Annotated in this window: 13 protein-coding genes; 11 read left to right on the top strand and 2 right to left on the bottom strand. The window is 39.5% G+C overall.

Annotated features, from left to right (window positions below):
- Window positions 1-148 precede the first annotated feature (148 nt).
- Window positions 149-1633, bottom strand: coding sequence for a DUF1846 domain-containing protein (locus H7T98_RS05225; protein ID WP_201061415.1), 1485 nt, complete (start codon window positions 1631-1633; stop codon window positions 149-151).
- A 221-nt stretch (window positions 1634-1854) separates the two neighbouring features.
- On the opposite strand from H7T98_RS05225, the gene H7T98_RS05230 reads away from it, so the two are divergent.
- The 6 genes from H7T98_RS05230 (at window position 1855) to dexB (ending at window position 9019) form a co-directional block, all read left to right on the top strand.
- Window positions 1855-3114 (top strand): ABC transporter permease, encoded by a 1260-nt coding sequence (locus tag H7T98_RS05230; protein WP_201061416.1) that lies wholly within the window; start codon window positions 1855-1857, stop codon window positions 3112-3114.
- Window positions 3115-3129: 15 nt separating this feature from the next.
- Window positions 3130-3762: an ABC transporter ATP-binding protein gene (locus H7T98_RS05235; RefSeq protein ID WP_014632914.1), complete on the top strand. Its 633-nt coding sequence runs from the start codon at window positions 3130-3132 to the stop codon at window positions 3760-3762.
- 13 nt (window positions 3763-3775) lie between these two features.
- The gene (locus H7T98_RS05240; protein WP_201061418.1) at window positions 3776-5152 is read left to right on the top strand and encodes an ABC transporter permease; all 1377 of its coding nucleotides are present in this window, start codon (window positions 3776-3778) and stop codon (window positions 5150-5152) included.
- Window positions 5153-5223: 71 nt separating this feature from the next.
- Window positions 5224-5877 carry a response regulator transcription factor gene (locus tag H7T98_RS05245; RefSeq protein WP_138261626.1) on the top strand — a complete coding sequence of 218 codons (654 nt, stop codon included), beginning with the start codon at window positions 5224-5226 and terminating at the stop codon, window positions 5875-5877.
- Window positions 5874-7178, top strand: coding sequence for a sensor histidine kinase (locus H7T98_RS05250; protein WP_201061420.1), 1305 nt, complete (start codon window positions 5874-5876; stop codon window positions 7176-7178). Before H7T98_RS05245 ends, H7T98_RS05250 begins: the two co-directional genes overlap by 4 nt.
- A 230-nt stretch (window positions 7179-7408) precedes the next feature.
- On the top strand, window positions 7409-9019 hold the full coding sequence (dexB, locus tag H7T98_RS05255) for a glucan 1,6-alpha-glucosidase DexB (RefSeq protein ID WP_201061422.1): 1611 nt from the start codon (window positions 7409-7411) through the stop codon (window positions 9017-9019).
- Window positions 9020-9076: 57 nt separating this feature from the next.
- Here dexB and H7T98_RS05260 read toward each other — a convergent pair whose 3' ends face one another.
- Window positions 9077-10072 carry a LacI family DNA-binding transcriptional regulator gene (locus tag H7T98_RS05260; RefSeq protein WP_201061424.1) on the bottom strand — a complete coding sequence of 332 codons (996 nt, stop codon included), beginning with the start codon at window positions 10070-10072 and terminating at the stop codon, window positions 9077-9079.
- Window positions 10073-10212: 140 nt separating this feature from the next.
- Here H7T98_RS05260 and H7T98_RS05265 point away from each other — a divergent pair, with 140 nt between their 5' ends.
- The 5 genes from H7T98_RS05265 (at window position 10213) to H7T98_RS05285 (ending at window position 17042) form a co-directional block, all read left to right on the top strand.
- Window positions 10213-11379 (top strand): galactokinase, encoded by a 1167-nt coding sequence (locus tag H7T98_RS05265; protein ID WP_013990347.1) that lies wholly within the window; start codon window positions 10213-10215, stop codon window positions 11377-11379.
- A gap of 19 nt (window positions 11380-11398) precedes the next feature.
- Entirely contained in the window at window positions 11399-12880 is a 1482-nt protein-coding gene (gene galT, locus H7T98_RS05270) for a UDP-glucose--hexose-1-phosphate uridylyltransferase (RefSeq protein WP_201061426.1), read from the top strand.
- 29 nt (window positions 12881-12909) lie between these two features.
- The gene (gene galE / locus H7T98_RS05275; protein ID WP_002888050.1) at window positions 12910-13911 is read left to right on the top strand and encodes a UDP-glucose 4-epimerase GalE; all 1002 of its coding nucleotides are present in this window, start codon (window positions 12910-12912) and stop codon (window positions 13909-13911) included.
- Between the two features lie 69 nt (window positions 13912-13980).
- Window positions 13981-15027 (top strand): galactose-1-epimerase, encoded by a 1047-nt coding sequence (locus H7T98_RS05280; protein WP_195401230.1) that lies wholly within the window; start codon window positions 13981-13983, stop codon window positions 15025-15027.
- Window positions 15028-15137: 110 nt separating this feature from the next.
- Entirely contained in the window at window positions 15138-17042 is a 1905-nt protein-coding gene (locus tag H7T98_RS05285; protein ID WP_014632923.1) for a PTS sugar transporter subunit IIA, read from the top strand.

The raw sequence follows: 17042 nt of genomic DNA on the forward strand, positions 1-17042 counted from the left end.
TCCCTTTTCATTGGGAACGGGTCGAGACGAAAGAGTGGGTTATCAAAAAGGGAACTCGATAGAGTTTCCCTTTTTTTTCTCCAGCTAAAGTGATTTCGAAAAGACCCCAGTTGGTAAAACTGAGGTCTTTCTTGTTTTAAATCATGAATTACTTACGGTACAATTTGTCGTATTGATAGTAAGGATCGAAGGTCACATTGATACCGAGCTTACGAAGAACATTTTTGTCTTCATCGGTAAGAATGATTGTTGAGTGAGCTTCAGAACCTTTGAGGTTACCAAGTTCCTTCATGGCATGCGCCGCATCCGCATTGTTGGCAGCTGTAATGGCCAAGGCGATAAGGATTTCGTTGGAGTGGAGACGAGGATTACGGCTACCCAGATGGTCAATTTTCAGACCTTGGATAGGTTTAACCACTTCAGGCTCGATAAGTTTAGTATCCTTATCAATACCTGCAGAAGTCTTGATAGCATTAATCAAAGCAGCTGCAGTTGGACCAAAGAGTTCTGAATTCTTACCAGTTACGATTTGACCATTTGGCAATTCGAGGGCAAGAGCAGAACCACCTGTTTCTTCAGCCTTAGCGCGTGCTACAACGACCACTTGGCGATCTTCAGGAGTAATACCAAGATCATTCATGAGCAACTCAATCTTCTTGACAGCAGTCTCAGGAACACGTTCATTTTTGAAATCAAGGACGGTTTGATAGTAGCGACGAATGATTTCTTGTTTGGAAGCTTCTTTGGCAGCCTCATCATCCGTAATGGCAAAACCAACCATGTTAACACCCATATCAGTAGGTGAAGCGTAAGGTGACTCACCAAGGATGCGCTCAAGCATACGTTTGAGGACTGGGAAAATCTCGATGTCACGGTTGTAGTTTACCGTAGTTTTGCCATAAGTTTCCAAGTGGAATGGGTCAATCATATTGACATCATCAAGGTCGGCAGTGGCAGCTTCATAGGCCAAGTTGACTGGGTGATGAAGTGGCAAATTCCAAACTGGGAAGGTTTCAAATTTTGCATAACCTGATTTGATGCCATTGATTTGGTCGTGGTACATGTTAGACATACATGTCGCCAATTTACCAGAACCAGGACCAGGAGCAGTAACAACGATAAGGTTTCGGCTGGTCTTGATATAGTCATTTTTTCCCATACCTTCAGGAGAAATGATATGGTTCATATCCGTTGGATAGCCCTTGATAGGGTAGTGGATGTAAGACGTGATGCCATTTTTTTCCAGTTGGTTACGGAAGGCATCAGCCGCAGGTTGACCTGAATACTGCGTAATAACAACAGAACCCACATAGATATTGAGCTCGTTGAATTTATCAATCAGACGAAGGACCTCTTGATCGTAAGAAATTCCAAGGTCACCACGAGCCTTAGAGTGCTCGATATTGCTAGCATTGATGGCGATAACCACTTCAACCTGATCTTTAAGCTCTTGAAGGAGCTTGATTTTATTGTCAGGCTCATAACCAGGAAGGACACGAGCAGCGTGGAAATCCTCCAACATTTTACCACCAAACTCCAAGTAGAGTTTGCCGTCAAACTGGTTAATGCGCTCCAAAATATGGTCGCGTTGCAGATTCAAATACTGTTCGGAACTAAAAGCTTGTTTCTTCATAAATAAAAATACCTCTGAGAAAAATTATATCAAATGCCTGAGGTAAATGCTATTAGCGAAAGTCGATTTGTTGGAGAAAAAGAGTTTAAAGTCAATCATGATTAGAATATTTAATTTCATAAAGGTTTCACATTTGTCGTCTATAATTAGAATAAGAAATTAAAGCATCCTCACTTATCTTTGGTATAGCTGAGGGCTAATGTCTTAAATGGAGGTGGAAGATGGTTCTCTTACAACAGGCAACTGCTTATATTTTTCGCAAAAAAACGCGGAATTTTATACTTTTTCTCATTTTATTTTTGATATTATCTTGCTTGTATTTTTGTTTCTCTCTTATGCAAGTTGGTGGAGGAATGAAAGCACAAATCAGGAAGTCAAGTGGGGCAAGTTTTGCTCTGGTAAGTAAAGAAAGAGGCAGTGCATTTTCCTGGAAAGAGGGGGAAAAGATTAGTCATCTATCTGATGTGATGACAACGATACCTGAATATATAAGCCCAGTGCGACTTATCGATAAGAAGGTCGTTACAGGAAAACAAACGGTGGAACGTGATGATCTTGATAATGAGGCTAATCAAGCCTTGGGAGCCACTTTTACTAAGGAAACAGGACAAAGTGTTGATTTTAGGAGTGGTGCTTTTCAACTCCTTAAGGGGAAGCACATATCTGCTAAAGGGCAAATTATGATTCATGAATCGCTTGCTAGGAAAAATAAGCTAAGCGTCGGAGACAAGCTGACCTTGTCCAATTTTCAGGTGACTGAAAATAGAGCTAAGAAAATGAGCTTTGATATCGTTGGTATTTTTTCTGGCAAGAAGGAGGAGACATTTACTGGAATGTCCTCAGATTTAAGTGAAAATCAAGTCTTCCTCCATTATGAGGACTCTAGCCAGCTGCTTAATTTGACTGATAAGTTAGTGACAAAATTATCCTTTGGTATTAAGAATCCAGATAGAATCGACCAAGTCATTAAACAAGTCGAACAATTAGATATCGATTGGTATCGTCTACGTTTGGACGAGGACCGAAAGGCTTTTGACTCCTTGAAGGAATCGTCTCAAGCGCTACAAGAAATAGTCAGAACGATGATGATTAGTTTAATTGTTACAGGAGCAGGTATCCTCTCGTTTTTAATGGCACTATGGACGCGTGAGAGAAATCATGAGATAGGTATTCTTTTAGCAATTGGGAAGAGCAAGGGACGCATTTTTGCTCAATTTCTTATGGAGATATTGTTGGTGTCCCTTATGTCTTTGCTACCAGCCCTTGCTATTGGACGACTACTAAGTCGACTGTTTTTGCAAGAATTTATAGGACAGCAAGGACAGCAGCAGGCTCTTCAGTTATTAGATCACATTCCTCAGGGACTACCTTTAGGTCTATCTTATCTATGTCTTCTAGTCTTGGTAATATTATCGCTCGGTGTGACAACAGGTCTCATTTGGCGCAAAACTCCAAAAGAAATCTTATCTAATATGAGTTAAGGAGAAAGGAACACTATGTTAGAACTCAAAGATGTTACGTATAGTTATCAAAATAAAAGTGAAGCTATCTTCTCGAAGGTGAATTATCGTTTCGAGAAAGGTAAATTTTATAGTATTATTGGGCAATCTGGAGCGGGAAAAACGACCTTACTTTCCCTTTTGGCAGGTCTTGATTATCCCAAGAAGGGGCAGGTCTTGTTTAACGGAGAAAATATCAAGAAAAAAAGCTCTAGTTATCATCGTAGACACCATGTTGCGCTTGTTTTTCAAAATTACAATCTCATTGATTATCTTACACCTTTAGAAAATGTACGACTTGTTAATAAAAATGCTGATAAGAAGATACTTTCTGAATTGGGATTAGATGAAAAACAAATTAATCGAAATGTCCTGCAACTTTCAGGTGGGCAACAACAACGCGTAGCTATTGCACGGGCTTTGGTTTCAGAGGCTCCGATTATCTTAGCAGATGAACCGACAGGAAATCTAGACGACGAAACTGCCAAGGATATTATTGCTATCCTTAAAAGAATGGCCTTAGATCGCCAAAAATGTGTTATAGTTGTCACGCACAGTAAGGAAGTTGCTCAGGCATCTGATGTGGTTTTAGAGTTGAAGAAGAAACAACTCATAGAAAAGAAAAAATAAAGAAAGGACTCTTATGTTTCGAAACGCTTTTGCATATATTACACGAAAATGGTCAAAGTCACTATTACTGTTAACTATTATTCTTTTGATGAGTACTCTTAGTTTGTTAGGACTTGCTATGCGAAGTGCAACCCAAGAAGCTGCATCAAAGAGTCTAGGGGCAATTACCAATAGTTTTTCAATGCAGATTAATCGTAACACGAATCCTGGAACTCCTCGAGGGGCTGGAAATCTTAAGGGAGAAGATATTAAAAAGATTAGTGAGACTAAAGGAATTGTTTCAACTATTAAACGGATAAATGGTATTGGTGATTTACTAGATTATGAGATTATTGAAACAGAGCAAACGCTACAAAATCAATCGCCAGAACGTGCTAAAAATTTTAAGTCTACCTTGATGTTGACAGGAGTCAATGACTCATCAAAAGAAGATAAATTTGTTTCAGGTGCTTATAAACTAGTTGAAGGAGAACATCTAACCGATAAGGACCATAATCAAATCTTGATGCACGAAGGTTTAGCTAAAAAGAATGGTCTTAATGTAGGAGATAAAGTAAAGCTTAAATCTAATCTCTATGATGCTGATAACGAAAAAAGGGCTGATGAAACAGTAGAAGTGACTATCAAAGGTTTATTTTCTGGTCAAAATCAAGCTGCCGTTACCTATGCTCAGGAGTTGTATGAAAACACCCTCATCTCTGATCTAGACACAGCTGCAAAACTCTATGGTAATACCGTAGAAACTGCCACTTATGAGGATGCCACTTTCTTTGCTAAAGGTGATCAAAATATTGATTCCTTGATAGCAAAGATTCAAAAGTTGGACATTAACTGGACCCTCTACGATCTTGTTAAGAGTTCATCAAACTACCCTGCTTTACAGGAATCTATTCTTGGGATGTATCGTGTAGCAAATCGTATGTTTATTGGAAGTCTCATTTTTACAAGTTTATTGCTAACCCTTCTGTTAATTTTATGGTTAAATGCTCGTCGTAGAGAAGTTGGTATCTTTTTGGCCTTGGGACTTAAAAAGACACAGGTTGCGGGTCAGTTTTTAATAGAATTGCTGATGATTGCCTTACCAGCCTTTCTTTTGTCATATGGTTTAGCTAGTTTCTTTGCCGAAAAAGTTGGTAATACAGTCCTTTCCAATGTAACAGAAGGTATCAATAAGCAAATGACCAAAGAATCTCTAGCTGCAAATCTTGGTGGAGGGGCTGAGGCAGAAAGCTTCAGTAAGACTCTAACTCAGATTCACATGACAGTCCAACCTAAGCAACTTTTGGTAGTCATTCTAGTCGGTGGATTTATTTTAAGCTTGGTATCCTTGATTTCCTCTCGCTGGCTTCTTCACAAGAAACCCAAGGACCTCTTAGTTGATGTTGAATGATAAGTTTGCTGCATCTATAAAAAACGGTATAATGGAAGAAAGAGACCATATATAGATTAAAAGGATAATGTATGAAGATACTAATCGTAGAAGATGAAGTTCTGATTCGAGAAGGGATGAGCGACTATCTCATGGAATGTGGCCATGATGTCTTTGAAGCAGGTGATGGGCAGGAGGCCCTGGACCTCTTTCACAGAGAAGCGCCAGATCTGGTCTTGCTAGATATCCAGCTTCCTATCCTCAATGGCTTGGAAGTGCTCAAGACTATCCGGAAGACTAGCTCGGTCCCTGTCCTCATGCTGACGGCCTTTCATGACGAGGACTATAAGTTGACAGCCTTTGGAGAGTTGGCGGACGGCTACCTGGAAAAACCCTTCTCTTTGTCCCTCTTGAAGGTCCGTATCGAAGCTATTTTTAAAAAGTTCCAACCTTCCCGGGTTTTCACATATGGAGATGTGCGGGTGGATTTTGAGAGTTATACCGCCAGTCTAGCTGGGCAGGCTATTTCCATGAACGCCAAGGAGTTGGAAATCTTGGAATACCTGCTCCAGCATGAAGGCAAGGCCCGGACCCGATCTCAGATCCTTGATGCCGTCTGGAAGGAGACAGAGGAGATTCCCTTTGACCGGGTGATCGATGTCTATATCAAGGAACTACGAAAAAAACTAGAGCTGGACTGTATCGTCACGGTACGCAATGTCGGCTATAAATTGGAGAGACCATGACCAAACGGAGTATCTTTGCAAAGATCTTTCTGATCACATTTGCCCTTTTTAGTGGCTTAGTCATCCTTCTACACGCTTCGGTTTACTTTATTTTCCCGTCGACCTATATCGAGTCTCAGCGCCAGACGATTTTGAAGAAATCGCAAGCCCTAGCCAAGAGTTTCCAAGGTCAGGAAGAAGGAACCATTGAGTCTGTCATCGACCTATATTCCAAGACCAACGATATCAAGGTCACAATCAAGGGCAAGGAAAAACAAAATGCCCTAGAGGTCAAGGATGACCTGCTCGTGAACCCTGACAGCCAGAATAATTCTCTGGTTATTGAAGAGCGAAAGATTCAGACCAAGGAAGGGAAAGACTTAACCTTGCAATTCTTAGCGACCGTCGATTCGCAAAAGGAAGCGCGGGACATTAGTCTGGGCTTTCTTCCCTATAGTCTCCTTGCTTCCTTTGTTCTATCGCTGATTGCCTCCTATCTCTATGCCCGCATGATTTCTGCTCCGATCCTTGAGATCAAGCAGATGACCAAGCGGATGAAGCGGCTGGATCGGACAGCCAGTCTTCCTATTCACTCGCAGGATGAGATCGGCGTCCTTAAGCAACAGATCAACGACCTCTATCATCATCTCCTAGAGGTGATCGACAATCTAGAGCAGCAGAAACAGGAAAATCTGAAGTTGGAGCAGATGAAGGTCGAATTTCTAAGAGGGGCTTCGCATGAACTCAAGACGCCTCTAGCTAGCTTGAAAATTATCCTAGAAAATATGCGAGATAATATTGGTCGCTACAAGGATCGGGACCGCTACCTATCGGTGTCCCTCGATATCGTCGATGAGATGAACCAGATCGTCCTGGAAATCCTGTCCCTATCTTCTATCCAAGAATTAGGTGGTGAAAAGGAGTGGATCCAGTTAGATGATGTGGTAAATCGCATACTCACTCAAAATCAAGTGTTGGTTGAGACTCGCTCCCTATCAATTGAAAATTATCTTCCGATAACTAGTATTTTCATGAATTTAGCTATTTTGAAATTGGTTCTCTCAAATATTATCAGTAATGCCGTCAAGCATTCTGATAAGGGTGGAGTGGTTCGAATAGGTTTAGAAAATGGAGGAACTGATTTTGTCATTGAAAATACGAGTGTATCTAAAGAAAATATTTCAACTAAAGCTCAGTCTAAGAAAGAAGGAGGATTAGGCCTTTTTGTGGTCAAATACCTTTTAGAGCATGAGGAACTTAGCTATAGATTTGAAGAAAGTTCTACGGGGAGGCGCTTTGTTATGGTCTTGCCCAAAAAGTAAAAAGCGACGGTTAAGGTATTAACTGTCATTTTTTGTATTGTTAAAATAAGCAAAGGCTAACCTTACATTTCAACTCTATTATTTTTCAATATTACCAAAAGTTTATGGAGTCCGGAGTATAGGTCATTGAAATGTTTTAAACAACAAAAGAAAACGCTTGCATAACTTCTAGAAAAACGTAAAATAGAACTATCAGACTCACGATAATAATAACTACGAGGAGTAGAATCATGCAAAAATACTGGTGGCACAAGGCTACAATTTATCAAATTTACCCCAAGTCGTTCATGGATTCCAACGGTGATGGCATCGGTGACCTCAAGGGGATTACAAGTAAACTAGATTATCTTCAAAAACTCGGAATTACAGCTCTTTGGCTTTCTCCTGTTTATGATAGCCCAATGGACGACAATGGTTATGATATTGCTAACTATGAGGCTATTGCGGATATTTTTGGGGATATGAGTGACATGGATGAGCTTTTGGCGGAAGCCAAGAAGCGTGATATTCAAATTGTTATGGACTTGGTGGTTAACCATACGTCTGATGAGCATGCATGGTTCATCGAAGCGCGTGAAAATCCAGAAAGTCTTGAACGAGATTTCTACATCTGGCGAGACAAACCTAATGAGTTAGTATCTATCTTTAGTGGCTCTGCTTGGGAATATGATGAGACCTCAGGTCAATATTATCTGCATTTCTTTAGTAAGAAACAGCCAGACCTCAATTGGGAAAATCCACAGTTGCGCCAGAAAGTTTATGACATGATGAATTTCTGGATTGATAAGGGAATCGGTGGTTTCCGCATGGATGTGATTGATATGATTGGTAAGATCCCAGATCAACTGATTGATACAAACGGTCCAAAACTTCACGATTATATCAAGGAGATGAGCCAGGCAAGCTTTGGAAAGCACGACCTTCTAACCGTTGGTGAAACCTGGGGAGCAACACCTGAAATTGCTAAACAGTATTCAAATCCTGATAATCAAGAACTTTCTATGGTTTTCCAGTTTGAACATATTGGACTTCAGCATAAGCCAGATAGTCCTAAATGGGAGTATGAGAAGGAGTTGGATGTTTCAGCACTTAAGACTATTTTTAATAAATGGCAAACCGAGTTAGAGTTGGGACAAGGGTGGAACTCACTTTTTTGGAATAATCATGATCTGCCTCGTATTCTCTCAATGTGGGGAGATACTGGTGTCTATCGTGAGAAGTCAGCTAAGGCCTTGGCTATCCTCCTTCATCTGATGAGAGGAACACCTTACATTTATCAAGGTGAAGAAATCGGCATGACCAATTATCCTTTTAGAACTTTGGAAGAATTGAATGACATTGAATCTCTCAACTATGCCAAAGAAGCTCTCGAAAAAGGGGCATCGATAGAAGTTATCATGGACCAAATCCGTCAGGTGGGTCGTGACAATGCTCGAACACCAATGCAATGGGATACGTCTAAAAATGCTGGCTTTAGCTCAGCAGAACAAACATGGCTAGCTGTTAATCCTAACTATAAAGATATCAATGTTGCCTCAGCCCTTGCTAATCCAGATTCGATTTTCTATACCTATCAGAAACTGGTTGAGCTTCGCAAAACACAGGATTGGTTGATTGATGCTGACTTTGAACTCTTGGAAACTGCCGATAAGGTCTTTGCCTATATCCGTAAGACTCAGGATAGCAGCTATCTAATTGCAGTTAATCTATCAGACCAAGAACAAGACTTTGATTATGATTTTGAAGTCGCAGAAGTCGTCATCGCAAATACCGAATTAGAGCCAATTACAGACCAAGGCAAACTCCAAGCCTGGGATGCTATTTGTGTGAAAGTGAAATAAAAAGAAAAGTGGTTGTCAACTAACTGTTGGCGACCACATTTTTCTATTAAATAGTTGTTATTTCGTACTTTCTCTCAGAGTCAGTTTAGTGCCTAACATAGTAAGTGTCGGGATTTCTCTTGGAGCCAAGACTTGTTTATTAAGGACATCCATGGCCGTTCGTCCCATTTCTTCGGTATAAACAGTAACACTAGAAAGTGGCGGATAAACTTGTTTGGCTAGACTGGTGTCATTAAAGGAGATAATCTGGATATCTTCTGGGACATTAATGCCATTTTCCTGAAGGGCTCTAAGAGCACCGATAGCCAGACTGTCACTAGCTGCAAAGTAGGCATCTGGTAGGGGTGTACCACTTGCTATTTTAGAGGCTAAAAGGTCATAGCCAGATCGAACTGTAAAATTACCTGAAAGAATCAAAAGAGGGTCATAGATGCTCTTTTCAATACAGTAGTTACGATAAGAACGTAAACGAGGCTCCGGAACGATTTCAGTTGAATCCGTTGTTTTTTCTTGCCCTGTTAAAAGACCGATGCTCTTACACCCTTGCTCAGTGAGATAACTTAGTGCCGTTTGAACAGCATTTTCAAAGTCAGTTGTCACACAAGGATGTCCCTGAAGTAGGGTATCACTATCTACAAAGACCAGTGATCTACCCAATGATTCCAATTCAGTAATCTGTTCACGACTAAACTTTCCGATACAAAGTATACCTATGACTTCTTCAGCGAGACTAAAAGGAATGTCATTGAAATAACGAAGCATCTCGTAGTCTAGCTCATGGGCTCTTGTTTCAATTCCAAGCCGAATGTTGTAGTAGTAGAGATCGTCTAACTCATCTTCCTCACTTACCCATTGGATAATTGCCACTTGATGTTTTTCTTTTTTCAAGTTTCCGATTTTCTGATGTTTGGTATATCCGATTTCATCTGCCGCAGTTAAAATACGGTGCCTGGTTTCTTCAGTAACGGAGAGGTTTTCATCTTGGTTGAGAACACGTGAAACAGTTGCGATTGATACATCAGCCAATTTTGCGATATCTTTTAATGTAGCCATATTGTTCTCCTTTCATCCAAAGTATATCATAATTTCTAATATTTTACCTATTTTTTACTAAAAAAACAGTAAAAATATTGATTTTCCTTGTGAAAGGGGTTACACTGTTAGTGTAAAAAAGAATAAGTGAGGTACATCCTATGAAGACATCACAGTTAAGAGAAAAGTTTAAAGAAGTTTTTGGTGTAGAAGCAGAACATACTTTCTTTTCTCCAGGTCGTATTAATTTGATTGGTGAGCATACGGACTACAACGGTGGTCATGTATTTCCAGCAGCCATTACCCTAGGTACTTACGGAGCGGCCCGCAAACGTGATGACAAAGTTTTGCGTTTCTTCTCAGGTAACTTTGAGGATAAAGGCATCATCGAAGTACCACTTGAAAATCTTCGTTTTGAAAAAGAACACAACTGGACAAACTATCCAAAAGGTGTTCTTCATTTCTTGCAAGAAGCTGGTCATACGATTGATTCAGGTATGGATATTTACATCTATGGTAACATTCCAAATGGATCAGGCTTGTCATCGTCATCATCTTTGGAATTGTTGATTGGTGTTATTGCTGAAAAACTTTATGACCTTAAATTGGAACGCCTTGACTTGGTTAAAATCGGTAAGCAAACTGAAAATGACTTTATCGGCGTTAACTCTGGTATCATGGACCAATTCGCTATTGGTATGGGAGCTGAACAACGTGCGATTTACTTGGATACAAATACTTTAGAGTATGACTTGGTACCACTTGACCTTAAAGACAATGTTGTTGTCATCATGAACACTAACAAACGTCGTGAATTGGCTGATTCTAAATACAATGAACGTCGTGCTGAATGTGAAACAGCAGTATCTGAACTCCAAGAAAAGCTTGATATCCAAACACTTGGTGAATTGGACCTCTGGACATTTGACGCATACAGCTACTTGATTAAAGACGAAAACCGTATCAAACGTGCCCGTCACGCAGTTCTTGAAAATCAACGTACACTTCAAGCTCGTAAAGCACTTGAATCAGGTGATTTGGAAGGCTTTGGTCGTCTTATGAATGCTTCTCACGTGTCATTGGAACATGATTACGAAGTTACAGGTCTTGAACTTGATACTTTGGCACACACAGCATGGGAACAAGAAGGTGTTCTTGGAGCTCGTATGACAGGAGCGGGATTTGGTGGATGTGCCATCGCGTTAGTAAACAAAGATAAAGTTGAAGATTTCAAAAAAGCAGTTGGTCAACGTTATGAAGAAGTCGTTGGTTATGCACCAAGCTTCTATATTGCTGAAGTAGCTGGCGGTTCACGAGTACTTGATTAATGAGAAAGAAGTAGAGATTATGGCTGAAAATTTAGTAAACACTTTTGTAACTCTGGTTATTGAAAATAGTGATTATGAGGAATTGGACCGTATCTATTTGACAAACAAAGTTTTTGCTTTGGTTGGAGAAGGAGTTGCTGATGTTGAAACAGATAGCTCTGAGTTGATTGACCTTAAAGACCAGTTGCTTCAAGCAGGTGTTAAAGCTGGTTCTGTAGGTGAACTTAATGAAGAACAAGATATCATCGGTGCTCAACTCATGGACTTGATTACACCAAGCCCTAGTGCTGTCAATCGTAACTTCTGGGATACTTATAAATCTGCCCCAGAGCAAGCAATTGCTGACTTTTATGCACAAAGTAAACGCAATGATTATGTGAAAGTCAAAGCCATTGCACAAAATATTGCTTATAAAGCACCTACTAAATACGGTGACTTGGAAATTACGATTAACCTTTCAAAACCTGAAAAAGATCCAAAAGCCATCGCTGCAGCTAAAAATGCGGTAGCTTCTGATTATCCAAAATGCCAACTTTGTATGGAAAATGAAGGTTATCTTGGTCGCATCAATCACCCAGCTCGTAGTAATCACCGTGTTATTCGTTTCCAAATGGAAGGAAATGATTGGGGCTTCCAATATTCACCATATGCTTACTTTAATGAACATTCTATCTTCTTTTATGGTAAGCACGAACCAATGCACATCAGTCCATTGACATTTGGTCGTCTCCTATCAATTGTTGAAGCATTTCCTGGTTACTTTGCAGGTTCAAATGCCGATCTTCCAATTGTAGGTGGTTCAATTCTTACACACGAACACTATCAAGGTGGTCGCCACACCTTCCCAATGGAAGTAGCAGGCATTAAAGAAAAAGTTAGCTTTGATGGATACTCTGATGTTGAGACTGGTATCGTTAATTGGCCTATGTCTGTTCTTCGTCTTAGAAGTGAAGACAAGGAAAGACTTATTGCTCTTGCAACCAAAATTTTAAATTGTTGGCGTGGTTATTCAGACGAAAAAGTTGGTGTCTTGGCTGAGTCTGATGGACAACCTCACCACACCATTACCCCAATTGCTCGTAGAAAAGACGGTAAATTTGAATTAGATTTGGTTCTTCGTGACAATCAAACTTCTGAAGAACATCCAGACGGTATCTACCACCCACATAAAGATGTTCAACATATTAAAAAAGAAAACATTGGTTTGATTGAAGTTATGGGATTGGCCATTCTTCCTCCTCGTTTGAAAACAGAACTTAAAGATGTTGAAGATTATCTATTAGGTCAAGGTAACCAAGTTGCTCCAATGCACCAAGAATGGGCGGATAAACTTAAGGCCGAAAATCCAAATGTGACAGCTGATGATGCGAAGAAAGTTGTTCGCCAATCAGTTGCTGATATTTTCGCTCGTGTGTTGGAAGATGCTGGTGTTTATAAGACTAATAGTGAAGGCTTAGATCAGTTTAAAGCATTTGTAGATTTTGTAAATTTAGCTGATTAATTGTTTTTTCTGAAGAAAGGAGATAAGAAATGGCAATTTTAGTATTAGGTGGAGCTGGTTATATCGGTTCTCACATGGTTGATCGCTTAGTTGAAAAAGGTCAAGAAAAAGTAGTAGTAGTAGATAGTTTGGTAACCGGTCACCGTGCTGCCGTACATCCAGATGCTATTTTCTACCAAGGCGATCTCTCTGATCAAGATTTTATGAGAAAGGTCTTCAAAGAAAATCCTGATGTTGATGCCGTTATTCACTTTGCGGCCTATTCATTGGTTGGTGAATCAATGGAAAAACCACTCAAATATTTTGATAACAATACAGCTGGAATGGTTAAATTGCTTGAAGTTATGAACGAATGCGGTGTTAAATACATTGTCTTCTCATCAACAGCAGCAACTTACGGTATCCCAGAAGAAATTCCAATTCTTGAAACAACACCACAAAATCCTATCAACCCATATGGTGAAAGTAAGTTGATGATGGAAACTATCATGAAGTGGTCTGATAAAGCTTATGGTATTAAATATGTGCCACTTCGTTACTTCAACGTTGCTGGTGCAAAACCTGATGGATCTATCGGTGAAGACCATGGTCCAGAAACTCACCTTCTCCCAATTATCCTTCAAGTAGCTCAAGGTGTTCGTGAAAAAATCATGATTTTTGGTGATGACTACAACACTCCTGATGGTACAAATGTTCGTGACTATGTTCACCCATTTGACTTGGCTGATGCTCACCTCCTTGCTGTTGAATATCTTCGTAAAGGTAATGAATCTACAGCCTTTAACTTAGGTTCATCAACGGGATTCTCAAACCTTCAAATTCTTGAAGCCGCTCGTAAGGTAACTGGTAAAGAAATCCCAGCTGAGAAAGCTGATCGTCGTCCTGGTGATCCTGATACATTGATTGCTTCATCTGAAAAAGCACGTACAGTTCTTGGATGGAAACCACAATTTGATAACATCGAAAAAATCATCGCAAGTGCTTGGGCATGGCATTCTAGCCATCCAAAAGGGTACGATGATCGAGGATAATTAAAATAATAAACAAAGGGTCAAAGAGTATATATAATTATTGTACTCTTTGTTTTTTGAGGAAAAAATATGAAAATAAGCTGCGAAATTATTGGAAAAGTTGATTCAGGCGATGTCAGTAAAATTTCAATGGAAAATAATAATGGTGTTGTCATTTCCACACTCACAACAGGTGCTACACTTCAGGAGTTTTTGGTTCCAACGGAAACTGGTGCTCTTAAAAATATAGTACTTGGTTTCAGTGATTACGAGGATTACTATAAGAATAACTTATGTGCCTGCCAGTCCATTGGAAGGGTTGCTGGAAGAATTGGGAAAGCTTCGTATACTCACAATATGGTTCTCTATAGTCTTCCTAAGAATGAGGGAGAAAACTGTTTACATGGCGGTCCAAAAGGAATGCAGGTTCAAAATTGGAACTATGTCACAAACCTGAATGATGAATATGTTGAGACAAAATTTATTAGAAGACTTTATTCAAGTGTAGATGGCTTTCCTGGTGATGTTACAGTCTCTATTAGTTATAGACTTAACAATAATAACCGCTTAACAATACTCTTTGAAGCCTTCGATGTTACAGAGTCAACAGTCTTTAATCCGACAAACCATGTTTACTTTAATCTTAGCGACAAACAGGATTTATCAAGTCATGAGTTACAAATCTATTCAGACTATCGTTTAGAGTTGGATTCTGAGTTAATTCCAACAGGACAAAAAATTAATGTAGATGGAACGAATTATGATTTCAGAAAGACAACTGACTTGCTACCTCGAATTGAAGCAAATAATGGTTTTGATGATGCCTTTGTAGTTGGAGGGGAAACTTGTGATCATGTGAAAGAAGTAGCTGTTCTCCATGATAAAGAGAGTGGAGATGGTATCGAAATCTTCTCAAACAGAAATGGTTTAGTTATTTATACTATGGATATTATAGAGGATAATATTTACTTTGCGAGAGATCGAGGAACAATTGCAAAAGGACGAGAAGCTATAGCTATGGAAGCTCAAACACTCCCAGATGCCGTTAATCATACAGATTTTGGAGATATCATCTTGGAGGAGGGTCATAGTGTAAGCTATGAAATCGGTTTCCAATATTTTAATTCATCAAAATAATCATGTTTTAGTAAAAGTTTAGTAAAAAATCACTAAAACTATTGACGATTTAAACTAATACTTATATAATGTAAGCGTATTCAAAAAACAACTAACAGGAGGTTTTCGTAATGGGAAAATCTAAAGGTCAAATGAAGTCTCGTCTATCCTATTCAGCTGGTGCTTTTGGTAACGACGTCTTCTATGCAACGTTGTCAACATACTTTATCATGTTTGTGACAACTCACTTGTTTAACACAGGTGATCCAAAGCAAAATAGTCACTACGTACTATTAATTACTAACATCATCGCTATTTTGCGTATCTTGGAAGTATTTATCGATCCATTGATCGGTAACATGATTGATAACACTCATACTAAGTATGGTAAATTCAAACCATGGGTAGTTGGTGGTGGTATCATCAGTTCTATCGCCTTGTTGCTTCTCTTCACCGATTTAGGTGGTTTGAATAAAACAAATCCTTTCTTGTACCTTGTACTTTTCGGAATTATCTACCTTGTAATGGATGTCTTCTACTCAATTAAAGATATCGGTTTCTGGTCAATGATTCCTGCCTTGTCTCTTGACAGTCATGAACGTGAAAAAATGGCAACTTTTGCCCGTATTGGTTCTACGATTGGTGCCAATATTGTAGGTGTTGCCATCATGCCAATCGTTTTGTTCTTCTCTATGACGAACAGTAGTGGCTCTGGAGATAAATCTGGATGGTTCTGGTTTGCATTTATCGTTGCTCTCATTGGTGTGATTACATCAATTGCTGTTGGTATTGGTACACGTGAAGTTGAGTCAAAACTTCGTGATAACAAAGAAAAAACTAGCCTTAAACAAGTCTTTAAAGTTCTTGGTAAAAACGACCAATTGATGTGGTTGTCTCTCGGATATTGGTTCTATGGTCTTGGTATTAATACACTTAATGCTCTTCAACTTTTTTACTTCACATTTATCCTTGGTGATCCAGGGAAATATTCAATCCTTTACGGATTGAATACAGTTGTTGGTTTGGTTTCAGTTTCACTCTTCCCTAGCCTAGCTGGTAAATTCAACCGTAAACGTTTGTTCTATGGATGTATTGCAGTAATGCTCGGTGGTATCGGAATCTTTAGTATTGCAGGAACATCACTTCCAATGATCTTGACTGCTGCTGAACTCTTCTTTATTCCACAACCTCTTGTGTTCCTTGTTATCCTCATGATTATCTCTGACTCAGTAGAATATGGTCAATGGAAATTGGGACACCGTGATGAATCACTTACTTTGTCAGTTCGTCCACTTGTTGATAAACTTGGTGGTGCGATGTCAAACTGGCTTGTTTCTACAATTGCCGTAGCTGCTGGTATGACAACAGGTGCCTCAGCATCAACAATTACAACACATCAACAGTCTATCTTTAAGCTTAGCATGTTTGGTTTCCCAGCAGCAGCAATGCTGATCGGAGCCTTCATTATTGCTCGTAAAATCACTTTGACTGAAGCACGTCACGCTGAAATTGTTGAAGAATTGGAACATCGCTTTAGCGTAGCAACTTCTGAAAATGAAGTTAAAGCTAACGTCGTATCTCTTGTAAACCCTACAACTGGTCATTTGGTTGACCTCTCAAGTGTTAATGATGAACACTTTGCTTCAGGTAGCATGGGTAAAGGTTTCGCCATTAAACCTACTGATGGAGCTGTCTTTGCACCAATTAGTGGTACCATTCGTCAAGTTCTTCCTACTCGCCATGCAGTTGGTATTGAAAGTGAAGATGGTGTCATTGTTCTTATCCACGTTGGTATCGGAACAGTTAAACTTAAAGGTGAAGGATTCATTAGTTACGTAGAACAAGGTGATCGTGTTGAAGTTGGACAAAAACTTCTTGAGTTCTGGTCACCAATTATTGAGAAAAATGGTCTTGATGACACAGTACTTGTCACTGTAACCAATTCAGAAAAATTCAGTGCTTTCCATCTTGAACAAGAAGTTGGAGAAAAGGTAGAAGCTTTGTCTGAAGTTATTACCTTCAAAAAAGGAGAATAA

The sequence above is a fragment of the Streptococcus sp. 23.2 genome, assembly GCF_016648665.1.
Lineage (GTDB): Bacteria > Bacillota > Bacilli > Lactobacillales > Streptococcaceae > Streptococcus > Streptococcus salivarius_E.

Excerpts from the sequence above, each read along its gene's own strand:
- H7T98_RS05225 (WP_201061415.1), bottom strand. The coding sequence starts at position 1,633 with ATGAAGAAACAAGCTTTTAGTTCCGAACAGTATTTGAATCTGCAACGC.
- H7T98_RS05230 (WP_201061416.1), top strand. The coding sequence starts at position 1,855 with ATGGTTCTCTTACAACAGGCAACTGCTTATATTTTTCGCAAAAAAACG.
- H7T98_RS05235 (WP_014632914.1), top strand. The coding sequence starts at position 3,130 with ATGTTAGAACTCAAAGATGTTACGTATAGTTATCAAAATAAAAGTGAA.
- H7T98_RS05240 (WP_201061418.1), top strand. The coding sequence starts at position 3,776 with ATGTTTCGAAACGCTTTTGCATATATTACACGAAAATGGTCAAAGTCA.
- H7T98_RS05245 (WP_138261626.1), top strand. The coding sequence starts at position 5,224 with ATGAAGATACTAATCGTAGAAGATGAAGTTCTGATTCGAGAAGGGATG.
- H7T98_RS05250 (WP_201061420.1), top strand. The coding sequence starts at position 5,874 with ATGACCAAACGGAGTATCTTTGCAAAGATCTTTCTGATCACATTTGCC.
- dexB (WP_201061422.1), top strand. The coding sequence starts at position 7,409 with ATGCAAAAATACTGGTGGCACAAGGCTACAATTTATCAAATTTACCCC.
- H7T98_RS05260 (WP_201061424.1), bottom strand. The coding sequence starts at position 10,072 with ATGGCTACATTAAAAGATATCGCAAAATTGGCTGATGTATCAATCGCA.
- H7T98_RS05265 (WP_013990347.1), top strand. The coding sequence starts at position 10,213 with ATGAAGACATCACAGTTAAGAGAAAAGTTTAAAGAAGTTTTTGGTGTA.
- galT (WP_201061426.1), top strand. The coding sequence starts at position 11,399 with ATGGCTGAAAATTTAGTAAACACTTTTGTAACTCTGGTTATTGAAAAT.
- galE (WP_002888050.1), top strand. The coding sequence starts at position 12,910 with ATGGCAATTTTAGTATTAGGTGGAGCTGGTTATATCGGTTCTCACATG.
- H7T98_RS05280 (WP_195401230.1), top strand. The coding sequence starts at position 13,981 with ATGAAAATAAGCTGCGAAATTATTGGAAAAGTTGATTCAGGCGATGTC.
- H7T98_RS05285 (WP_014632923.1), top strand. The coding sequence starts at position 15,138 with ATGGGAAAATCTAAAGGTCAAATGAAGTCTCGTCTATCCTATTCAGCT.